Raw genomic sequence first — 19,756 nt, forward strand, 5'->3', positions numbered from 1 at the left:
CGCGTCCCGCTCCGGCCCAAGAAGCGCGGTTCTTGGGCCTCCTCTCCCGTCGCGGCGGCCCTGCCGCCGGGGAGAGCGAGGGGCGTCCTCCCACGGCGCTGACAGGTCCTAGGATCATCAGGGCAGAGCGGAGCACTGGACCTGGTCGAGCCCGGCCTTGATGGCCCAGTCCCAGGGTCCCCGAACCACGCAACAACCGTTGTCCTTGGAGATCCAAAGGAACCCCCATTCGATGTTCTTGTCGAAAGGCAACTTGGCGAACATCGAAACGTTGGCGTCGTGATCCGACTCGATGCGAAGGGACTGCCCCGGCGGCAGCTCTCCGCTGGTCCAGGCTCCATCCCGCCACCAGATCGTCTGATCCGACTTGTTGACCACCGAATATGCACCCATGGCGTAGATCTCCTTTCATTCCATCCCGCGAAATCCCTCGAAGACCCCGACCCGACACTGCGCGAGTCCCTGGATCTCCGAGCTCACGGGCAAGAAGTGAAGGAGTGGCCCTTTCCGTTTCGCCACCAGATTCGAAAGAACCGGAAGCGGCAGGCCTGCGAACAGACTCGATGGGGATTGAGCCAGCGGGAGTCCAAGCCCGCGGGCCGACCTAAGATCTCGATTGGAGGGAATCGAGAGCCGATTGCAGGCGATCGAGGGTCGAATGGAGGCGACCGGAAAGATCGTCCGAAACCTCGATGCCGTCCCACAGGGAGCGTTCCTCGCGCAGGAGATCGCGTCGCAGGCCGACGCCGAAGGGCTCGAGGGCCGCAGCGATCTCGTCTTGCCGGCTGAGCAGGTGCTCGCGCGTGCGCTGGTAGGCATGCTCACAGACGGCGCGGCGATCGGAGAAGCTGAAGATGTTGGTGAAGAACATCCGGAAGTCGTCGCGGCGCGGCTCGAAGAGCTGGATCTCGCTGTCGGCATACTTGGTGGCGTACTTCTGGATGCCCGCCTCGAGGCGCGATCGAATCAGGGTGCGCAGGGTTTGGGACAGCACCGCCGGCAAGCCGCGATCGACCAGCTTGCCGCGCACCATCACGCCTTCCTCGACCGCCTTGGCGGTGTCCACCGGCACGATCGGGTTGACCGCCAACAGCAGGTCGGCGCCGGCCTTGAGGGCGGTCGAAGCGTGCACCGTCTTGATCAGAACGCCGTCGACGTAGTGGCGGCCATCGATGGTCACCGGCTCGAAGAAGCCCGGCAGGGCCGAGCTCGCTTGCACCGCCGTCGAAATCGGGATGTGGTCCCAGCCGGGCTCACCGAAGCGCACGGCGCGACCCGAGTCGAGGTCCGCCGCGACGATGATCAAGGAGCGCTTGAGACTCCGGAAGTCGTTGCTGCGACCTTCGCGATCGAACACCTTCTCGAGGTAGTCGGCGATTCGCCGACTGTCGAAGACGCCCACCGGCAGGGCCCGCCCGAGGCGCAGTACCGGTTCGAGAAAGCTGAAGTTGTCGGGCTTGCGCAGGAAGTCCCACAGCCCGCCGGCGAACAGGCCGGGCACCATGGTGAGACGCCGGCGCAGCTCACCAAAGGCCGGAGCGAAGAAGTTCTCCGGCGCGAAGGGACCTTCGTCGGTGCCCTCCGAAGCCACGACGCGGCAAAGGTGGCGCAGCGTGATGCCGTTCGCCAGACAGGCGCCGACGAAGGCGCCGGCGCTCACCCCAACGTAGATGTCGAGGTCATTGAAGTCGAGGCCCTCGAGGGATTCCTCGAGGGCGCGGAGGGCGCCGATCTCATAGAGGGCGCCCTCCGGTCCTCCGCCGGCCAGGGCGAGGCCGATTTTTACAGCTTGGCTCATCGATCTCGCGACCGGTCAGGCCTCAGGAGTCCGCATTCTTGGCGGCCGGCTTCGGCGCCGTCTTGGCGGTCGTCGAGCGCTTGGCAGGAGCCTTCGCCGGCGCCTTGGCGGCGGTTGTCTTGCGCGCCGTGGTCTTGGCGGCGGTGGTCTTCGCCGCCGTGGTCTTGGCAGCCGGCTTGCGGGCCGTCGCCTTGGCGGCGGTCTTGCGAGCAGCCGTCGCGGTCTTGGCAGCCGGCTTACGGGCCGTCGTGGTGCGTCGGCTGGCGGTGGTCTTGCGGGCCGCCGGCGACCGGCGAGCGGTCTTCGGTGCCGGCTCCTGACGCAGCGAGTCGACCTTCTTGGTCAGCTCTTCGACCCGATCCACCAGCGAGCGGATCTCATCGCGGGTCGGCACGCCGAAGCGGTGAAGAGCCTCGGTGAAGGTGTTCTCGACGGAATCCCCCACCTTGTCGACGCCCTCTTCGACCTTGTCCTTAGCCTTGCCGAGCTCCTCTTCGACCTTGTCCTTGGCCTTGCCGAGCTCCTCTTCGACCTTGCCCTTGGCCTTGCCGACCGTTTCACGGCCGAGGTCTTCGATCGAGCGCCCCTTGTCGACCAACGCCTGGAACATCTTGCTGCCCTGCTCCTCGACCGTCGACAGCGCTCCCAGACCGGCCAACCAAACGCGGTGCGCCGAGTCGAGAACCTCCTGTTGCTTCTGCTTCTTGGCTTTCTTCGCCTTCTTGGACTTCTTGTCTTTGCCCATGACGAATCCTCCCTATAGAGACGGCCTCACAGGCCGAGTGCTTGGTTCGGGTGCGGCCGGTGGCCGCCGAAGGAGTGGTGCTTACGCGCGAGGCGCGGCGGCGGCCTCGTCGACCTTTTTGGTCAAGGCCTCGATGTGGCCCTGGAGGGACTGCACATCGTCGAGGGTCGCCAGACCCATGCGATGGAGCGTGCCCTTCATGCCGTCCTCGACCGTCGACTGCACCTTGTCACCGATCTCCTGGACCTTCTGCGAGGTGCGGGCAACGGTGCGGTCGATGGCCTTGAACTGGCGCTTCTCGACCTTGCGGCCCTTCTCGACCAGATGATCGAACAGCTCTCGACCACCCTCTTCGACTCGCGCCACGGCGCCGAGGCCGGCGAGCCAGATGCTGCGCCCGGTCTCGGTGACATCCTGGGCCAGCTCGCTGGCACTCTTGACGGTGTGTTCCTGGACCTTCTTCATGAACCTTCTCCCTTTCTGGAAGTCGCCACGTCGGCGGTCGCCCCTTCGGGCGTCTCTTGCCGCTGGCTCTCGAGGTCGACCAGGGATGTTTCGAGCTGCTCGAGCTGCGAGCGCAAGCGCGACATCTCCTCGCGCGCCCGCCGCAGCGGCCCGACGCGATCCATCGATGCCTGCAGCAGTCGGTCGACTCCGTGTTGAACGTGTTCCATACCGCTCGATACCGCCTTCTCGCCAACCCGCACGAGCTCGTGGAGCAGCTCACTGGGAAGGAAGGAAGAGCCGCGGCGGCCTTCGTCGAGGATGATCTGCGTCAGCGTCTGTGAAGTGACATCGGCCGTGGTCGCATTGTCCACCACCTTGACCTCCTGGCCCTCACGGACCCAGGCGGCGATCTCCTCCAGGGAGACGTAGCGACTCTCCTCCGTGTCGTAAAGCTTGCGGCTTTCATACCGCTTGATCAGCCGAATCATCTTCGCGATCTCCTCTTTTGACTGTCGGCCGCGCCGGCACCGAGGATCCTCGGTGGAAGCGGGTTCGAGCCGCATTATGCCGTGCCGCGGCGCCGACAATCAAAAGATACCGCAGTGCGGCAAAACTGTCAAGACACTATTGCCGCAACGCGTCAAGAGGAGTAAATCCCCTTCAGGAAAGGATTCTCCGGCCGATTCAGTGAATCTTCCGAAGACCGTCTCGGCAGCCTGCCGCCCTTCTTGTCGCATTGCGGCACCCGGCGTCGATTGCACCGCGGGGGTGCGCCCGATAGGGTTCCGGGTACCGTGATTCATCTGACCTTCGACCGCGGCACCCTGCTGCTGCGGGGCGCGACCGAAGACTCCGCCCTGCCGCAGTGCGTCTTCGATGCCCGGGTCGACGCCTGGCGCGCTCCGGCCTCGGCCGATCGGCCGATCCTGCGGGCCCTCCACCGCCAGGAAATCGCCTTCACCGACGAGGCCCGGGGCTACCAATCCCTCGACCTCGCGTCGCGCTGGCTGCGCGAGCCCTTCCCGCATCAGGCGGAGGCCACCGATGCCTGGTGGCGACAGGGCAAGGGTGGCGTGGTGGTGCTGCCGACCGGGTCCGGCAAGACCCACGTCGCGGTCATGCTGATCGAGCGCCTGGGCCGCAGCTCCCTGGTGGTGACGCCGACCCTCGACCTGATGCGCCAATGGCTGTCGGTGCTGACCACCGCCTTCGGCCTCGAAGTCGGCCTGATCGGCGGTGGCGAGTACAATCCGCAGCCCCTGACGGTCACCACCTACGACTCGGCTCACCTCCATATGGAGCGCCTCGGAGACCGCTTCGGCTTCCTGGTCTTCGATGAATGCCACCACCTGCCGAGCCCGTCCTACGCCTTCGCCGCCGAAGCCTCCCTGGCGCCGTTCCGTCTTGGCCTGACGGCGACACCGGAACGGGAGGACGGCGCCGAGAAACGGTATCGCGACCTCATCGGGCCAATCGCCTACCGCCGTGAGATCGGCGAGCTGGCGGGCAAGTACCTGGCCGAGTACGAAACCATCACTCTCCTGGTACGCCTCGACGACGAGGAACGGCAGGCCTATCGCGAGGCCCGCGCCGTCTATCGCGACTTCGTCGCCAGCCAGGGCCTGCGGCTGGGATCACCGCAGGGCTGGAATCGCTTCCTGATGCTGACCTCGCGCAGCGAAGCGGGAAGACGCGCCTTTCTCGCCTACCGTCAACAGAAGGCCATCGCACAGGCCTCCGAGGGCAAGCTCCGGCTCCTCGCCGAGCTCCTCGAGCGCCACCGCCGCGATCGAGTGCTGATCTTCACCCACGACAACGACACCGTGTACCGCATCTCGCGGCGCTTCCTGATCCCCGCCATCACCCATCAGACCAAGGTGCGCGAGCGCCACGACACGCTGACCCGCTTCAACGCCGGCGATTTGCCATTCGTGGTCACCTCGCGGGTGCTCAACGAAGGCGTCGACGTGCCCGCCGCCAACGTCGGCATCATCCTGTCGGGCACCGGCAGCGTGCGCGAGCACGTCCAGCGCCTGGGGCGCATCCTGCGCCGCGCCGAGGGCAAGGAGGCAGTGCTCTACGAGGTGGTGACGGAGGACACCGCCGAGACCTACGTCAGCCAGCGGCGGCGGCGCCACAGCGCCTATCGCTGAAGCTCGCGGCGGGAGCGCGCCTCGAGGGTCAGAGTAGCCCCCAGGAAGCGCCCGCCGGGGATCACCTTGCCGCCCTCGATGACGACATCGAGGCGGTAGAACCGCTCGCGACCGAAGGCTACTCGCAGGTCTCGACTGCGCGCTTCGAGGGGCACTTCGAGTAGCGTGCCGTCGCGTTTGCCGGCGGAATCGAAGCGCACGCGATGAACCTCGTCGCCACCCGCGACGGTCAAGACCGCGCCCGCCGACAGGGCCCTGGCCTCGAGGACGGCGGCGGCGAGATCGGCCCGGCTGACCAGCCAGATCTCGGCCCGGCGGTCGCCGCGAAGGCGAATCTCGAGCGGCGCCTCGGAAACCACTTCGAGGAGCGCGTGGTGCGGCACGAACCAACGACCTCGAGGGGAATCGAAGGCGCGATAGCCCAACCGTTCCGGGGCCTCGAGAGCGGTCAGCTCGAGAGGCAGCCAGCGCAAGGCCGGCCACGGCTTGGCCGCCGGCAGCAGCACCCCGGCAAGGGCCGGCAGGGTCCACAAGACCGCGGCGACGACCAGCGGCGGGATCGCCGGCGTCGCGAAACGCCGCGGGAGGAGGAAGATCAGGCAGGGAATACCCGCCACCAAGGACAAGCCGCCATAGGCGCCGCCACCGCCGACCCAAAGGCCATGCACAAACAACAGCACCAGCACCACCGCCAGGACGCCTCGGCGACCCTCGAAGCGCCCGAAGGGCAAGGCCAGGAGCGCGAAGAGCGCACCGGGGAAGAGCACGATCCAGCCGAAGTTGCGCCCGGCCAGGCGGAACCAGCTCGCCACCGCCAAGCGGCGAGCATCGCGCGTCGGGGACCGCTCCACTTGCGCCGCCAGGACCTCGGCATCGGTGTTGGTAAGCGGGAACTGCTGCTCGAAGATCCGCACCGGATCTGCCGAGAAGGCCCAGGTGGCGCCGGGGATGGTGGCCGCCAGCAGGAGGATCGGCAGTGCCGACAGCAGCGCGCCGATGGCCACCTTGGCGAGCCGATCGCGATGTCTTCGCCGGAGCAGGTCGATCACCGCCGCCAAGGGCAGGATCAGCACCACCGGCGCGATCACCCCGGCCGCGGCCCAGCCGGCGCCCGCCACCAGCCAGCTTCCGCCCTCCCCCATCCAGACCTTCGTGCCGTAGAGCAGCAACGCCATCAGCAGGAGATGGGGCTGCGGCAGCCAGGCGAACAGCAGGAGCGCCGAAGCGCCGATGAAGAGCGTCCCGAAGGGGCGGCCGAGCTCGGCTTCGGCGCTGCGCATCAGCCAGATCAAGAGCAGTCCCTGCAGCAGCACCACGCCGGCACCTCCCAGCAGCCAGTAGAAGGGCAGCATCAGCAAGGGGTAGGCTGGCGAATCGGCGAAAGAGAGCCGCCCGCCCTCGTCGGCGACGCTCAGGCGAAGCCCCCGCGGCCCGGCGCTCCAGCGCTCGACGGCGCGCTCGAGATCGTCCGCCTCGTAAACCAGATCACCATCCCAGCGCAGGCTCTCGAGCATCATCCAAGGGGTCCCTTCGGCATCCACCGGAGCCGTCCCGAGGCGAGCGGGATCGAGGGCGAGAAGCAGGCCGAGAAAGGCCACCAACCACCACCCTCGGGCGCCGAGCCAGCGGCCGGGCGCGGCGCCCGGCGTCGTCATCGGCCGGCTCCCAGGTAGCCGAGCTGTCGCAGGTTGTCGAGCTGCTCCTGATTGGCCGACGGCACCTTCGACAGGAGCCGGTTGTCAGGTCGCCAGCGCAGCTCGAGGTACCAGTCCTGGCGGGCCGATTCCTGCTCCGCCAGGCCGGGAACGTCCCGAATCGAGAGGCGGTCCGCCGGCCAGGAGGCGTCTCCCAGCCGGGCCTCGAGGGCGACCACCTCGCCAACCGAAACCGGCAGAATGATGCCCTTGACCGGTTCACCCCCGGCGATCTCCAGGCGCAACCGGTTGGAATCCACCGTCACCCGGTCACCGGCCTCCAGGAAGTAGGGCTGCCAGGCGTCGGGCGAGGCTGCCAGCCGCGCCGTCAAGGTCAGCCGCTCGCCCACCGGCAGCGCGTGAGCGACCAGCTGGAAGCCGGGCAGCTCACCGAGGAGGCGGCGATGAATCGCCGCTTCGAGGCGCGAGGCTGACGGCGAGACGGCGGTCAGAGGGTGCCGTTCCCGCGGGTCGCGCTCGAGGTCGTAGAGCTCGCGACGCTGCATCCGGCGGCGATCCATCGCCACCACCTCCCCCCAGCGACCATCGCTCGGGTAACGCTCGGCGTCGCGGTCGAAGAGAATCATCTTGAGACTGCCGAGGGTCGCCATGGCGCGCCGCGGCCCGGCATGGAGATGGCTGGCGAAGGCCAGCCGCGCGGTCTCCTTCTCGCCGCGCGCGATCGGCAGCAGGCTCTTGCCCTGCCAGTGACGGGGGGCCCTCTCGCCGGCCGCCGCCACCAGAGTGGTGGCGACGTCGAGCAGCCGCACCTGATCGTCGACCCGCTCGGCCACCGGCAGGCGTCCGTCCCAGCGCAGGATCAGGGGCACCCGCACCAGCTCGTCGTAGAGGGTGCTGGCGTGACCCCAACCCTGGTGATCGAGGAGCTCTTCTCCATGGTCGGCGGTGAACACGATCAGGGTGTTCTCGAGCAGGGCCGGCGACAAACCGTCGAGCAGCCGACCGATCCAGCGATCCACGTAGGCGATCTCGCTGTCGTAGAGGGCGGAGAGATGGGCCAGATCGGCGACCGGGTCGGCAAGCTCCATGGCGCCCACCCGCAGCGCCGGGACATCGGCACCGGAGACCTCCCCGCGGTACTCGGGAAAGTACGGCGAGACCCCGCCGTCGAGATCGGGCGGCGTCCAGGGGTCGTGGGGATCGATGTAGTGGAGGTAGAGAAAGAAGGGCTCGGCGCCGTGAGCGGCGAGCCAACCCTCACCGGCCCGCGAGATGGCCTCCGCCGGCAGCATGGTCGGGCTGGTGAGCACGGTCTCGAAGCCGCGCGTCAAGCCGCTCGGCGGCCGCAGGATGGGATTGCCCAGAAAGGCCGCCGTGCGATAACCCGCCGCTGCCAGATGCTCGCTCACCAGGTCGACCTCGTCGGCGACGGTGAAGACCTGCCTCGGACCGCCGAGGAACTCGCCGGGATAGCGACTCGAGAGCAGCGAGGCGACGGAGGGCGTGGTCCACGGCGCCTGGGCATAGGCGCGCTCGAAGACGACGCCTCGCCGGGCCAACAAGCGATCGATTTCCGGCGTGGTGTCCCGCTCGTAGCCATAGGAGGTCAGCCGATCCCGGCGCAAGGTGTCGACGACGATCAACAGCAGGTTGGGGCGATCCGGGCTCGCCGGCGGCGGCGGTCCCAGGGTGACCGGCGACCAGGCCACCGTCGCCTGGCTCTCGAGCCGGGCGAGGAACTCGAGCTCGACGCGGCGCCCGGCGTGGTCCGAGAGATCGATGACGCGATCCTGCCAGGAATGGTGGGACTCCAGGCGAAGGGTCTCGAGTACCTCGACTCGGGACCCCCAGCGCAGCCGGACCACCGCCCGACCGCTGGCCGAGGCATGGACCCCGAAGGCCAACCGCCCGTTCTCCGGAATGCGCCCGCGCCAGCTCCAGGAACCAACGGTCACCCAGGCTTGCCGCTGTTCTCCGCCGACCTCGACGGCCTCGAGACGAACCGCCGACGCGAAAGAGAAGGGGCCGGCGAGGGCCGCGTCCGGCGACCAGCGATCGGCGGCGAAACCGAGCGCCGGATCCGAGCAGCCGGCAAGGGCCAGGGCGGCGACGCAGGTCGCGAGGACCGCCGCCAGCCTGTGGTAGAAGGGCCCCAAGGGGCGGAACCGATGGGTCGTCACGGCGGCACGAGTCCGCGGTCTCCCGGACGCTCCCCGCCAGCCCCGCCGCGAACCAGGGCGCCTCTCTCTATGCTCGATTCTCAACCCGGGGCTCTCCGCAAAGTGAAGCAGATGATAGCCCGTCCCTTTCCCCTCCTGGCCCTCACCCTGACCCTGCCGCTGTGGCTGGTGGCCTGGGGCGGGGCCGGCTCGCCGGGCTTCTTCGTGCTCTACCGCGCCCCCAAGCTGGCCGCCCTCCAGGTGCTCCTCTGGCTGCTCCTGCTGGCCCTCGCCTGGCACGGACCCGGCTTGCCTTCGTGGCGTCGCCTGGGGCGCGACCCGGTGCTCGCCCTGACGGCCCTCTTCCTCGCCTACGGCGCGCTCTCGCTGCTCTGGGCTCCGGTGGCCGAGAACGGCTTCTACGAGCTCTGTCAGTGGCTGCCGCTGTTGCTGCTGTTGGCCGCCCTGCGCCACTGGCTGCAGCGCGACCCGAAGCTCGCCGATCGCATCATCCGAATCGCCGTCCTGGCGCTGGTGCCGGTCCTCCTGATCTCGGTTCTTCAGCGCCTCCACCCGCTCCCCTGGCTACCCGCCATCGCTCCGCAATTGGGCGTCGCCCACGCCTCGCTGCTGGGCTACAAGAACCCCCTCGCTCTGACCCTGCTCGGCCAGATCTTCTTGCTCGCCTACCTCGCCTTCGGCCGCGAGCGGCCGCGGCCGGTGTGGCTGGCGCTACTCGCCTTCGAGATCATCCTCCTCACCACCCTGCGGAGCCGCACCGTGATGGTCGCCCTGCTACTGACGGCCGCCGCCGGCAGCGTCCTCCTGGTGCTGCGCGGGCGTCGCCGGCAGGGCGCCGTGCTCGCCGTCGTCGGCCTGGTCTTCATCTCCCTGCTGGCCTCCCTGCCGGCAGCCCGGCAACGAGCCGCCACCATTCCGACTCTCCTCGGCGATTACTGGAGCAGCGATCGCGGCGTTTACTTTCGCAACACCCTGGCGATGGTGCGTCAGCATTCCGCAGGCGTCGGCCTGGGCAACTGGCAGTCCGTCTACCCGGTGTTTCGCAGCCACGACCGCTACCGCTCCTTCGACGATGAGTTTCGCGTCCGCCGGGCCCACAGCGACCATGTGCAGATTCTCGGCGAGACCGGCTGGCCGGGCCTCCTCTGCTGGCTCTTGCTGCTCGCCTGGGCCCTGGCCGCGAGCCTGAGGGCGGGTCCGCGGGCCCTCTTCATCGGCCTCCAGATCCTCGCCCTCGGCCTCGCCATGGGGACCGATTACGTGCTCGACCTGCCCTACTCGAAGCTCCAGCTAGTGGTCCTGCTGGCCCTTCTTCCGGGCCCCCGGGAAGGAGCCGCGGCGAGCGGCCGCCGGGCCCTGCGATGGCTCGTCCCGCTCGCCGCCGGCGGTATCCTTCTCGCCCTTTCGCTGGCCCTCAAGAGCCACCGCGGAGCCCACTTCCAAGCCGCCTTCGAGCACCAGCGGAGTGACGCCCGCGAGCTCGGCGAGAGCTTCGCCCGCCTTCCCGGCCACGACAAGACCTTCCACCGCCACCTGCTGGCCCTGGCTCAACTACGCTGGCAGGACGGCGAGCCCCGAGGGGCTCGCGACGCCGCCTGGCGTGCCCTCGAGCTGCACCCCTACGACCCCACCACCTTGCGCCTGCTCGCCATCCTGACCCGCCCGCAGGATCCCCTCGCCGCCGCCGCCCTCGAAGACGGCGCGGCGTACGTCCTTCACGAAGCCACCAACGGCTACCGCAAGCCCTATCCCCGGCGCCCCTCGGAGGACTCCTTCGGCGAGTGACAACGGATCCTGTCTATGGTATTTTCCCATCAAGATCTTCCTCGGGAGGGAACGACAGCATGAACTCCAGCCGCGGCCCCCAAAGCCGCCTGAATCGCTCCTCGCTCTTCGTGCGCTTGGCGCTGGTCTGCGCACTCTTCGCCCTACCCGCCACCGGCGGCTTCCTGACCTTCCTCGGAGCCTATTTCGATGGCGGCGGCGTGCCCGATGGTCTCGATGGCGCTTCCGCCGTCAGCGTCAGCCCGGACGGACGTCACGTCTACGCCACCGGGCGCCTCGACGACGCGCTGGTGGTGTTTCGTCGTGATGCCACCAACGACCTTTTGACCTACGTCGAGACGCTGCAGGACGGCATCGGCGGCGTCTTCGGCCTCAACGGTGCCTTCGACGTCACCACCAGCCCGGACGGGCGCCACGTCTATGCGGTATCCCGCAACAGCGACGCCCTGACCGTCTTCCGACGCGATCCTTCCGGTGACAATCTGGCCTTCGTCGGCGCCCAGGAGAACGCCGTCGGCGGGGTCTTCGGTCTCGACGGTCCCTCGGCGGTGACGGTGAGCCCCGATGGCCGGCATGTCTACGTCACCGGTGAGCGCGACGACGCCCTGGTGATCTTCCGCCGCGACCCGAGCAACGATTCCCTCTTCTTCTACAACCTGATCGAAGACAACGGCGTGCTGGGGTTGGGCAATCCGACCTCCGTCGACGTCAGCCCGGACGATCTCCACGTCTACGTCACCGCCGCCGACTCCCTTTCGACCTTCGCTCGCGACGCCACCACCGACGCCCTGTCCCACGTCGGCACCATCGGCGCCAACAACGACCTCGAAGGCGCTCGCTCGGTGGTGACCAGCCCGGACGGCGAGCACATTTACGTCGCAGTCGAGGACCTCGACACGATCGCCGTCTTCGAGCGCACCGCCTCGGGGCTGCCCAGTCGCATCGCCACGGTGGAGAACGGCGTCGACGGCGTCAGCGGCCTGAACGCCCCGACCTCGATCGAGTTCAGCCTCGACGGTCGAGTCGTCTTCGTCTCCGGCCGTGCCGCGCGGGCGGTGGTGGTGTTCCAGCGCGATCCCGCCTCCGGCGCGCTGATCTACCGCAAACAGCTCAACCTCGACGACAGCGGCGTCACCGGCACCGAGGGCGTCATCGACCTCGCCGCCAGCTCCGATGGCGAGCACCTCTTCGCCGCCGGTCGCGCCGCCGATTCGGTGGTGATGTTCGAGCAGTCCCTGCTGTTCACGGACGGCTTCGAGTCCGGCGACACCAGCCGCTGGAGCGACACCGAAGACTGATCGCCGGGTGGTCAGAGGTCGCGCGCTCCCCGGCGCCGCCGCGTGCCGGGTATTCTCGACCGATGCTGACCAGTGACCTGATTCAAGTGCGCCGGCAGCGCGGCGAGATTCGTCCGCGCTACATCGACACCTCCGATGACGGCCATCGGGATCTTGCGGACCAGCTCGTCACCCTCGTCGCTGATCACCAGGGCAAGCGTCGTGCGGAGCTCGATTCGGCCCTCCGCGAGCTGCTCGGGACCGGCACCGCCTTTCTGCTCCATCGCGGCCTCGCCAAGCTCCTCCTCGACCGCTGCGAGTTCGAGACCCAGGCACCGGAAGAGCCGACGCGGCTGCGCGAGGTGGTGTTTCGCCATGCCGCCGCGCAGTGGCAACAGGGCGATCAACCCTTCGATCGCGACCGCGCCTTGGTGCAGGCGGCGGACGAACTCGCCAGCGACTTGCCTGTGGTCGAAGCCAGCCTCTATGGCGACCTCAAGGGCGAGCAGGTGCTCACGTCCTGGAAATCCTGCACCGCCGACTGGCTCCTCAACCGCTACAACGTCGCGTTGGCCCAAGGGGTTCTGCTGCGCGCTCAGCAGCTGACCCTCGAGGTTCCACCGCAGAATCCTCGCCGCCATCGCGCCCTGTTTCGCAAGATCAAGTTCTTCCAGCTGATGGCGAGCGTTTCCGGCAGTCCCGAGGCGGGCTATCGCATTCGCCTCGACGGCCCCCTCTCGGTGCTCAAGGCGAGCCAGCGCTACGGCCTGCGGATGGCGACCTTCCTGCCCACCCTGCTGCACTTCTCGGGTTGGCGTCTCGAGGCGGAAGTGACCTGGGGCAAGCAGCGTCGAGAGGCGAGCTTCCGGCTTTCGCCGGACCAGGGCCTGGCCCCGATCAACCGTCTCACCGGCCAGTGGCTGCCCGATGCCCTGAGCGATCTCGCCACCAGGTTCACGGCCCTCGGCAGCGACTGGACGGTCTCCGAAGACGCCGCGCTGCTCGATCTCGGAGGCCAGGGCGTACTGGTACCGGACCTGGTGTTCCGCCATCCCGAGGGCTGCGAGGCCTACCTCGAGACCTTCGGCTTCTGGAACCGCTCGGCCCTCGAGAGTCGCCTGGCGCTCCTCGCCGAGCATGGTCCCCGCCATCTCGTGCTGGCCCTCTCGAAGGGCCTGGCCACCGATCGGGAAGAGCTCGAAGAGCTTCCGGGAGAGGTCCTCGTCTTCCGCTCGCGCCCCCTTCCCCGTAAGATCCTCGAACGCCTGGAAAGCCTGCGAACCGATCAGGAGCCGTCATGAGACTCGCCTTCGCCATCACCCTCGGTTGTCTCCTCACCGCCTGCACCACCGCCTCGGCGCCGCCCACGGTGAGCGATGCGACGCCTCTCGAGCAGGTTCGCGACCTGCCCGCGAAGCGCTCCCTGCAGGCGGCCTTCCTGGTGGTGGACGGGGTCTACAACACCGAGCTGACGGCTCCCTTCGACATCCTCCATCACACCGTCTTCCACGTCCAGCCGGGCATCGAGGTGTTCACCGTGTCCCCGGACGGCCAGCCGGTGACGACCTTCGAGGGCATCACCCTCGAGGTCGATCACTCCTTCGAATCGGCTCCGCGGTCGATCGACATCCTGGTGGTTCCGAGCGCCGAGAACAGCATGGACTCGGACCTGCAGAACAAGGCCATGCTGGGATGGGTGCGGCGCGTCGGAGAGCGCGCCCGCTGGGTGATGTCGCTGTGCGATGGGGCCTTCGTGCTGGCTGCCGCCGGCCTGCTCGACGGCCACGCGGTCACCACCTTTCCGGGCGACCAGGATCGCTTTGCCGAGATGTTCCCGCAGCTCGATCTGCGGCGCGGCATCTCCTATGTCCACGACGGCGCGATGATCACCTCCCAAGGTGGCGCACGCAGCTTCGATCCCGCCCTCTATCTGGTGGCCCACCTCTACGGTGACGACGTCGCTCGCGGAGTCGGCCGTGGCATGGTCCTGCCCTGGCCCCCGGTTCCCGGCACGGTGCCGGCGCTGGTGGTCTCGACCGCCCCCTGAGGCTTGGCCTCGGCAAAACGCCGGAAGCGCGGTCTCGGCGCCCCTGCAGAAGTTTCTCCGGCGGCGAGGTCGATCTCATTACTTACAAAAATGTGGGTACTTGCGAAGTTCATCATTAAGGGCTACCTTGTCGGCCATGGGATATTTCCCCAGGGCCCGCAAGCCAGCCGCAGCCACTCCTCCGAGCGAGGTTCCAGACGTGTCTCGACCCTCGAACCCCGTTGAGCACCGCCGCCCCCGGGAGTTTCGCCGCATCAACCACGGCTTCGACAGGGTCTTCCGAACCGGGCGCATGAGCCTCGGTCTGGTGGTTCCGATCGAAGCCTACCCTCAGGGGCCGGTCCCCACCATGGCGCAGCACCTCGAGCGCGTCCGCCGCGCCGAACAGCTCGGTTTTTCTGCCGTCTGGCTGCGCGACGTGCCGTTCAACGTCGCTTCCTTCGGCGACGCCGGCCAGATCTTCGACCCCTTCGTCTACTTGGGATTCCTGGCCGGGCAAACCGAGCGCATCGCCCTCGGCGTCGCCAGCATCGTGCTGCCCTTGCGCCACCCGGCTCACGTCGCCAAGGCGGCGGCGAGCGCCGACCAGCTTTCCGGCGGCCGCCTGATCCTGGGCGTCGCCTCCGGAGACCGCCCCCAGGAGTACCCGGCCCTCGCCCTGCCCTTCGAAGATCGCGGCGAGCGCTTTCGCGCCAGCTTCGACTACATCCGGTCGATGGCCCGCACCGAGGGCCGTTTCGAGAATCCCTATGGCCGCATCGATCCGGGCGTCGATCTCCTGCCCAAGCCGTCCGCTGGGCGACTGCCCCTGTTGGTGACGGGCGGCAGCCGCCAGCATCCGGACTGGAGCGCGCAGCACGCCGATGGCTGGATGATCTATCCCCGCGCCGTCGCCCTCCAGGCTCGCGTCGTCGGCGACTGGAGGGCTCGAGTGGAGGCCGCAGGGAGCCCTCCCAAGCCGATAATGCAGCCCCTCTACGTAGATCTCACGGAAGATCCCGGACACCCGCCGCAGCCAATTCATCTCGGCCTCAGGCTCGGCAGCAACCACCTGCGAGACCATCTGAGATCGCTCGCCGCCGCCGGCATCGACCACGTGGCTCTCAACCTACGGTTCAACCGGGCGGATATCGAAGGCACGCTGGAGCGCCTCGCCGCCGACATCCTGCCGGAGTTCTCCGGCTGAGCGAGGACCCGACGATGAAAACGATCTTGATCACCGGCTCGACGGACGGAATCGGCCTGGAGACGGCGCGCCTGCTGGCCTCCCTCGGCCATCGCATCCTGCTTCACGGACGCGATTCATCGAAGCTGGCAGCCGTCCACGGCGAGCTGACGGCCGAAACCAGCGCGGGACAGATCGAGGCCTACCGCGCCGACCTGTCGCGCCTCCAGGAAGTCGATTCCTTGGCCGCGGCGGTCTCCGTCCAGCACGATCGCCTCGACGTCTTGATCAACAACGCCGGCGTCTACAACGCCCCTTCCGCGACCACCACGGGTGGCCTCGACGTGCGCTTCGCGGTCAACACCCTGGCCCCCTTCCGGCTCACCGGACTGCTGCTGCCGCGGCTCCCCACGACGGGAAGAGTGGTCAATCTGTCGTCCGCCGCCCAGGCGCCGGTGGACCTCCGAGCCCTCACCGGAAAAGTCGCCCTCTCGGCGGGCGCCGCCTATGCCCAGAGCAAGCTCGCTCTGACCATGTGGTGCCGGCACCTGGGACGCGAACTCGGCCCCGACGGGCCCGCGATCCTCGCCGTCAACCCCGGCTCCCTACTCGCCACCAAGATGGTGCACGACGCCTTCGGCGTCGCCGGGGGAAAGGTTCAGAAAGGTGCCGAGATCTTGCGCCGCGCCGCCCTCGACGCCGACTTTGGAGCGGCCACCGGCCAGTACTTCGACAACGACTCGGGACGCTTCGCGGATCCCCACCCGGATGCTCTCGACGAGGCCAAGGTGGCAGCCGTCGTCAGCGCCCTCGAAAGGCTGATCGCCGAACGGGGGTCACAAGAAACCGGCTGAGGAAGCCGGTTCGAATCCGACCCGTGGACCACTCAGTCGCTGACTCTCAGGCTCCAGCGACGGGTGTCGCCGTACTCGAAATTGTCCGAAAAGACGATGCGGTCGACAAAAGCGACGAAGGAAGGCTCGGCGGTCCCGATGAGGAAGCCACCGTGGCGCGAGTTCATCGTCTCGTCGGCGAAGACCACCCCACCGTTGATCGATCCCACCATCACCAAGCCGGCGCCGTTGACGTCGATCTCGGTGGGATTGTTGAGCTGGCTCGGCAGGCTGGCTTCGCCGAAGCCGAGCGGTGAGAAGCGGTGCATGGTGCCATCCAGGGAGACACCGAGGTACTGGCCGATGTGGTTGACCGACACGCCACGCACGAAGCTCTCGATGAAGACCGTCTTGTCATAGACCATGGTCACCGGATCGAAGACGTCGGTGTCGTGCTCCCCGACCTGCAGAGCGTAGAGGTTGCCGTCGAGACCGATATTGAGGTCGATGTACCCCTGGCCGACGCTGAAACGCACCGCCGAGTAGCCGTCGCTCTTGTCGAAACGCACGATGCCAGACGGCTCGCCGCTGCCCAAGGTCTCCATGTCGGTCACGAAGATGTATTGACCGTAGGTCGCGATGCCGCCGTAGCTGTACTGATTGGCGGTGCTCCAGCCAGCGAAGGTGTTGTGCTCCCAGGTCTCGGTATCCGGATCGTAGGTCGACAGCTTGGGGAACAGGGTGCCGTTGAAGACGTGCAGCAAGCCGTCCTCGTCGATCACCAGATCGCGCGCCACCTCGCTGCCGACGTTGTCGACCGGAAAGGAGTCCACCAGAACGCCGGCCTTGGTGACCTCGTAGATGGTGTTGTCCGAGGAAACCAGAATGTTGTCGGGGTCGAAGGTACGCGCCTGGGCCGCCATGGCGAAAAGCAGCCCGATCAGCCCGACCTGAAGAAGACGACGCTGCAGCGAGCAATGCAGCCAAGAAGTGTTGAGCATCCACTGTCCTCCTGAGTTTCGACCGCGCCGGCGTACGGGCCCGACATCGCCTGTCGAGCGATCCAGGTACTTCGCTACTCCACCGGCGACAAGCAGAACAAAGGGCCGGCGAGGGCCGCTTCTCCAGTCTTGCGATTTTGCGGGATTCGCTTCAGGGCTTCGCCGGCCGTCGTTCGGACGGCGGCGGCGCGATTTCCAATTCGAGCACCTCCGGCGCCAGACAGCGGCGGTCGTCACAGGCCTGAAGCCGTAAACGCGCTCGCAGATCGATGCTGGCCTCGCCAGCCACCGGCAGGAGTGGCGCCGTGATCCGAGCTCGCCCCTGGTAGACGTCGAGGGGCTCCTCCTGAAAGGCCAGCCGCACCTCTTCGGCGGCCGGCCAGAGGATCTCGCCGAGACGCCAGGCCTCGGACCCGAGATCGAGGCGCGAGGCCAGCAGCCTCGGCTGGCGCGGCGTCGCCGAGTTGACGTGCCAACCGGGCTGCACCTCCAGATCGACGACCAGATCCCAGCCGTCGCCCCGCGGAGCCAACCATCCGCGCGCCGCCACCACGCCACCGGCACCATATTCGAGGCCACCGGTCTCGCCTCGCCGCAGGTCATCGAGTCCCATCAGGAGGTACGGAAAACCCTGCGGTCGCGCCGTCAGCGCGCCGGCAAAGGCCCCGAGGGCGGAATTGCACCAGCGGCGATAGGTGGCATCGCCGGTGCGCCGAAAGAGCCGCGCCAGGGCTCGCACGGCGACCGAGTTCCCCGACGGGACAGCGCCGTCGGCCGGGCTCTTCGGTCGCGTGATGAGGGTGGCCGCCGCATCTTCCGGAGTCATGAAGAAGCCCCCCGCCGCGTCATCCCCGAACTCTGCGATCAGGCGATCGGCCAGCCACCGGGCGCGCACCAGCCAACGCTCGTCTCGGCGCCCGTCATAGAGGGCCAGGAAGGCCTCGAGCAGGTGCGCATAGTCATCGAGCAGTGCCGCAACGGAAGTCCTCCCCTGCCACTCGATGCGCCACAGACCGGTCGCCTCGGAGCCCCGGCGACCGCCCCGTCGCATGGTCTGCCACAACACCTCGCCGGCGCGTTCCGCCGCCAGTCGGTAGGTGTCGTCATCCAAGGCCAGGGAAGCCTCGGCCAGGGCGGTGATCATCATGCCGTTCCAGGCCACCATCACCTTGTCGTCGAGAAGCGGCGCTGGACGGCGGGCGCGCACTTCGCGGAGCCGTTCCCGAACGCGCTCGATGCGCTGCCACAGGGCCTCTTCGGTCACCCCCAGGGCGCTCGCCGAAGTGGCGAAGGGCCGCGGCACGTGGAGCACCGTCGAACCCTCGAAGTTGCCCTCCGGAGTGACCCCGAAGAGCTGTCCCGCGAGGGCCGCGTCGCGATTGCCCAGGGCGCGTGCGAGCTGCGCCGGATTCCATACGAAGAACGCCCCTTCGCGGCCCTCGCTGTCGGCATCCGTCGCCGAATGGAAGGTGCCCTGCGACGAGGTCATGTCGCGCAGCACGTAATCGAGGGTCTGACGAGCGACTCGAGCCAGGTAGGGATCGCCGGTCAAGCGGAAAGCGGCGCTATAGGCCCGCGCCAACTGGGCCTGGTTGTAGAGCATCTTCTCGAAGTGCGGAATGCGCCAGCCGGCGTCGATGGTGTAGCGATGAAAGCCCCCGCCGACCTGATCGTGGAGCCCTCCCCGAGCCATCGCCTCGAGACTCGAGCGCACCATCTCGAGGACCGCCTCGTCGCCCTCCCGCTCGGCCCACTGGAGGAGGAACAACAGCTCCGGCTCGTGGGGGAACTTTGGCGCCTTGCCGAGGCCACCGTGGACGCGATCGTGCCGTGCCATGAGCTGGTCGCGAGCCTGGGCGACCTGCTCTCGGCCGACCTCTTTCGCCTGGCCGCTGGCCGCCGTGGCACGGGCGACGGCGGCGGTGACCCGGGCCGCCGTGGCTTCGAGCTCCGGCCGCTGTTCGTCCCAAGCCCGACTGACCTGCGTCAGGAGCTGGCGAAAGCGATCCGGCGGAAAGTAGGTGGCGCCGAACAACGGGCTGCCGTCGGCGAGCAAGAAGGTCGACATCGGCCAGCCCCCCTGGCCGGTGGTGATCTGCACCGCCGTCATGTAAATCTCGTCGATGTCCGGGCGGCGCTCGCGGTCGACCTTGACGCAGACGAAGTGCTGGTTCATCAGACGCGCGATCTCCGGATCGTCGAAGCTTTCGCGCTCCATCACGTGGCACCAGTGACAGGTCGAATAGCCGATCGACAGGAAGATCAGCTTGTTGCGTCGCCGGGCCTCGGCGAAGGCCTCTTCTCCCCAGGGAAACCAGTTGACCGGATTGTGGGCATGCTGCAGCAGGTAGGGCGAGTCTTCGAGAATCAGGCGATTGAGGTAGAGCGGCCGGCCGGAGCCATCGCGGTGCTCGGTACGCGGCCGGTAGTCGGCACCGCGTGCCTCGAGGGCGGCCGCCAGGCGGGCTTCGAGGGCGGCACTTCTCGGCGCTGTGCCCGGCAGCGGATCGGCCGCGATGGCGCCGAGCGGGAAGATCCATGGGCTGGCGAGCAGCAGCCACAAGGCGACTCTGGGAGAGCTCCCAGAGCGCCACCGGAAGGAGTCGAGGAAGTTCGAAAGGAGCATCGTGCGGAGGCTCGAGGGTCGCTGGGGGCGGCCGCTTCAAGGGA

The 19,756-nt window shown here is 67.9% G+C and carries 16 protein-coding genes; 7 read left to right on the forward strand and 9 right to left on the reverse strand.

What is annotated here, in order from left to right; genetic code table 11:
- Positions 1–117 precede the first annotated feature (117 nt).
- The 5 genes from AAF604_21410 to AAF604_21430 all read right to left on the reverse strand — a co-directional run bounded on the left by AAF604_21410 (position 118) and on the right by AAF604_21430 (position 3,478).
- Complete coding sequence (locus AAF604_21410; protein ID MEM7052239.1) at positions 118–393, reverse strand: hypothetical protein; 276 nt, start codon at positions 391–393, stop codon at positions 118–120.
- A 211-nt stretch (positions 394–604) separates the two neighbouring features.
- Complete coding sequence (locus tag AAF604_21415; GenBank protein MEM7052240.1) at positions 605–1,798, reverse strand: patatin-like phospholipase family protein; 1,194 nt, start codon at positions 1,796–1,798, stop codon at positions 605–607.
- Between the two features lie 22 nt (positions 1,799–1,820).
- A complete protein-coding gene (locus AAF604_21420) occupies positions 1,821–2,543 on the reverse strand; it encodes a phasin family protein (GenBank protein MEM7052241.1) in 723 nt (240 codons plus the stop codon).
- 81 nt (positions 2,544–2,624) lie between these two features.
- A complete protein-coding gene (locus AAF604_21425; protein MEM7052242.1) occupies positions 2,625–3,008 on the reverse strand; it encodes a phasin family protein in 384 nt (127 codons plus the stop codon).
- Positions 3,005–3,478, reverse strand: coding sequence for a polyhydroxyalkanoate synthesis regulator DNA-binding domain-containing protein (locus AAF604_21430; GenBank protein MEM7052243.1), 474 nt, complete (start codon positions 3,476–3,478; stop codon positions 3,005–3,007). The genes AAF604_21425 and AAF604_21430 overlap by 4 nt, the downstream gene beginning before the upstream one ends.
- Before the next feature lie 306 nt (positions 3,479–3,784).
- On the opposite strand from AAF604_21430, the gene AAF604_21435 reads away from it, so the two are divergent.
- The gene (locus AAF604_21435) at positions 3,785–5,143 is read left to right on the forward strand and encodes a DEAD/DEAH box helicase family protein (protein MEM7052244.1); all 1,359 of its coding nucleotides are present in this window, start codon (positions 3,785–3,787) and stop codon (positions 5,141–5,143) included.
- Here AAF604_21435 and AAF604_21440 read toward each other — a convergent pair.
- Together AAF604_21440 and AAF604_21445 are read right to left on the reverse strand one after the other, a co-directional pair.
- A complete protein-coding gene (locus tag AAF604_21440) occupies positions 5,134–6,798 on the reverse strand; it encodes a hypothetical protein (protein ID MEM7052245.1) in 1,665 nt (554 codons plus the stop codon). The genes AAF604_21435 and AAF604_21440 overlap by 10 nt on opposite strands.
- Positions 6,795–8,978, reverse strand: a complete 2,184-nt coding sequence (locus AAF604_21445; GenBank protein ID MEM7052246.1) for a sulfatase — start codon at positions 8,976–8,978, stop codon at positions 6,795–6,797. Before AAF604_21445 ends, AAF604_21440 begins: the two co-directional genes overlap by 4 nt.
- 111 nt (positions 8,979–9,089) lie before the next feature.
- Here AAF604_21445 and AAF604_21450 point away from each other — a divergent pair, with 111 nt between their 5' ends.
- The 6 genes from AAF604_21450 (at position 9,090) to AAF604_21475 (ending at position 16,106) form a co-directional block, all read left to right on the forward strand.
- Positions 9,090–10,763, forward strand: a complete 1,674-nt coding sequence (locus AAF604_21450) for an O-antigen ligase family protein (protein ID MEM7052247.1) — start codon at positions 9,090–9,092, stop codon at positions 10,761–10,763.
- Positions 10,764–10,822: 59 nt separating this feature from the next.
- Complete coding sequence (locus tag AAF604_21455; GenBank protein MEM7052248.1) at positions 10,823–12,061, forward strand: beta-propeller fold lactonase family protein; 1,239 nt, start codon at positions 10,823–10,825, stop codon at positions 12,059–12,061.
- Positions 12,062–12,123: 62 nt separating this feature from the next.
- Positions 12,124–13,341, forward strand: coding sequence for a DUF790 family protein (locus tag AAF604_21460; protein ID MEM7052249.1), 1,218 nt, complete (start codon positions 12,124–12,126; stop codon positions 13,339–13,341).
- Complete coding sequence (locus AAF604_21465; GenBank protein ID MEM7052250.1) at positions 13,338–14,087, forward strand: DJ-1/PfpI family protein; 750 nt, start codon at positions 13,338–13,340, stop codon at positions 14,085–14,087. The genes AAF604_21460 and AAF604_21465 overlap by 4 nt, the downstream gene beginning before the upstream one ends.
- A gap of 199 nt (positions 14,088–14,286) precedes the next feature.
- Positions 14,287–15,273 (forward strand): LLM class oxidoreductase, encoded by a 987-nt coding sequence (locus AAF604_21470; GenBank protein MEM7052251.1) that lies wholly within the window; start codon positions 14,287–14,289, stop codon positions 15,271–15,273.
- Positions 15,274–15,287: 14 nt separating this feature from the next.
- Positions 15,288–16,106, forward strand: a complete 819-nt coding sequence (locus AAF604_21475) for an SDR family NAD(P)-dependent oxidoreductase (protein MEM7052252.1) — start codon at positions 15,288–15,290, stop codon at positions 16,104–16,106.
- Positions 16,107–16,138: 32 nt separating this feature from the next.
- Here the strand turns inward: AAF604_21475 and AAF604_21480 are convergent, their stop codons facing one another.
- Positions 16,139–17,086, reverse strand: a complete 948-nt coding sequence (locus AAF604_21480) for a hypothetical protein (protein MEM7052253.1) — start codon at positions 17,084–17,086, stop codon at positions 16,139–16,141.
- Between the two features lie 151 nt (positions 17,087–17,237).
- Positions 17,238–19,712 (reverse strand): DUF255 domain-containing protein, encoded by a 2,475-nt coding sequence (locus AAF604_21485; GenBank protein ID MEM7052254.1) that lies wholly within the window; start codon positions 19,710–19,712, stop codon positions 17,238–17,240.
- Positions 19,713–19,756 lie beyond the last annotated feature (44 nt).

The sequence above is a fragment of the Acidobacteriota bacterium genome (assembly GCA_039028635.1).
Taxonomy (GTDB): Bacteria; Acidobacteriota; Thermoanaerobaculia; order Multivoradales; family JBCCEF01; genus JBCCEF01.

Coding starts and splice junctions, on each gene's coding strand:
- AAF604_21410 (MEM7052239.1), bottom strand. CDS start 393: ATGGGTGCATATTCGGTGGTCAACAAGTCGGATCAGACGATCTGGTGG.
- AAF604_21415 (MEM7052240.1), bottom strand. CDS start 1,798: ATGAGCCAAGCTGTAAAAATCGGCCTCGCCCTGGCCGGCGGAGGACCG.
- AAF604_21420 (MEM7052241.1), bottom strand. CDS start 2,543: ATGGGCAAAGACAAGAAGTCCAAGAAGGCGAAGAAAGCCAAGAAGCAG.
- AAF604_21425 (MEM7052242.1), bottom strand. CDS start 3,008: ATGAAGAAGGTCCAGGAACACACCGTCAAGAGTGCCAGCGAGCTGGCC.
- AAF604_21430 (MEM7052243.1), bottom strand. CDS start 3,478: ATGATTCGGCTGATCAAGCGGTATGAAAGCCGCAAGCTTTACGACACG.
- AAF604_21440 (MEM7052245.1), bottom strand. CDS start 6,798: ATGACGACGCCGGGCGCCGCGCCCGGCCGCTGGCTCGGCGCCCGAGGG.
- AAF604_21450 (MEM7052247.1), top strand. CDS start 9,090: ATGATAGCCCGTCCCTTTCCCCTCCTGGCCCTCACCCTGACCCTGCCG.
- AAF604_21455 (MEM7052248.1), top strand. CDS start 10,823: ATGAACTCCAGCCGCGGCCCCCAAAGCCGCCTGAATCGCTCCTCGCTC.
- AAF604_21460 (MEM7052249.1), top strand. CDS start 12,124: ATGCTGACCAGTGACCTGATTCAAGTGCGCCGGCAGCGCGGCGAGATT.
- AAF604_21465 (MEM7052250.1), top strand. CDS start 13,338: ATGAGACTCGCCTTCGCCATCACCCTCGGTTGTCTCCTCACCGCCTGC.
- AAF604_21475 (MEM7052252.1), top strand. CDS start 15,288: ATGAAAACGATCTTGATCACCGGCTCGACGGACGGAATCGGCCTGGAG.
- AAF604_21480 (MEM7052253.1), bottom strand. CDS start 17,086: ATGCTCAACACTTCTTGGCTGCATTGCTCGCTGCAGCGTCGTCTTCTT.
- AAF604_21485 (MEM7052254.1), bottom strand. CDS start 19,712: ATGCTCCTTTCGAACTTCCTCGACTCCTTCCGGTGGCGCTCTGGGAGC.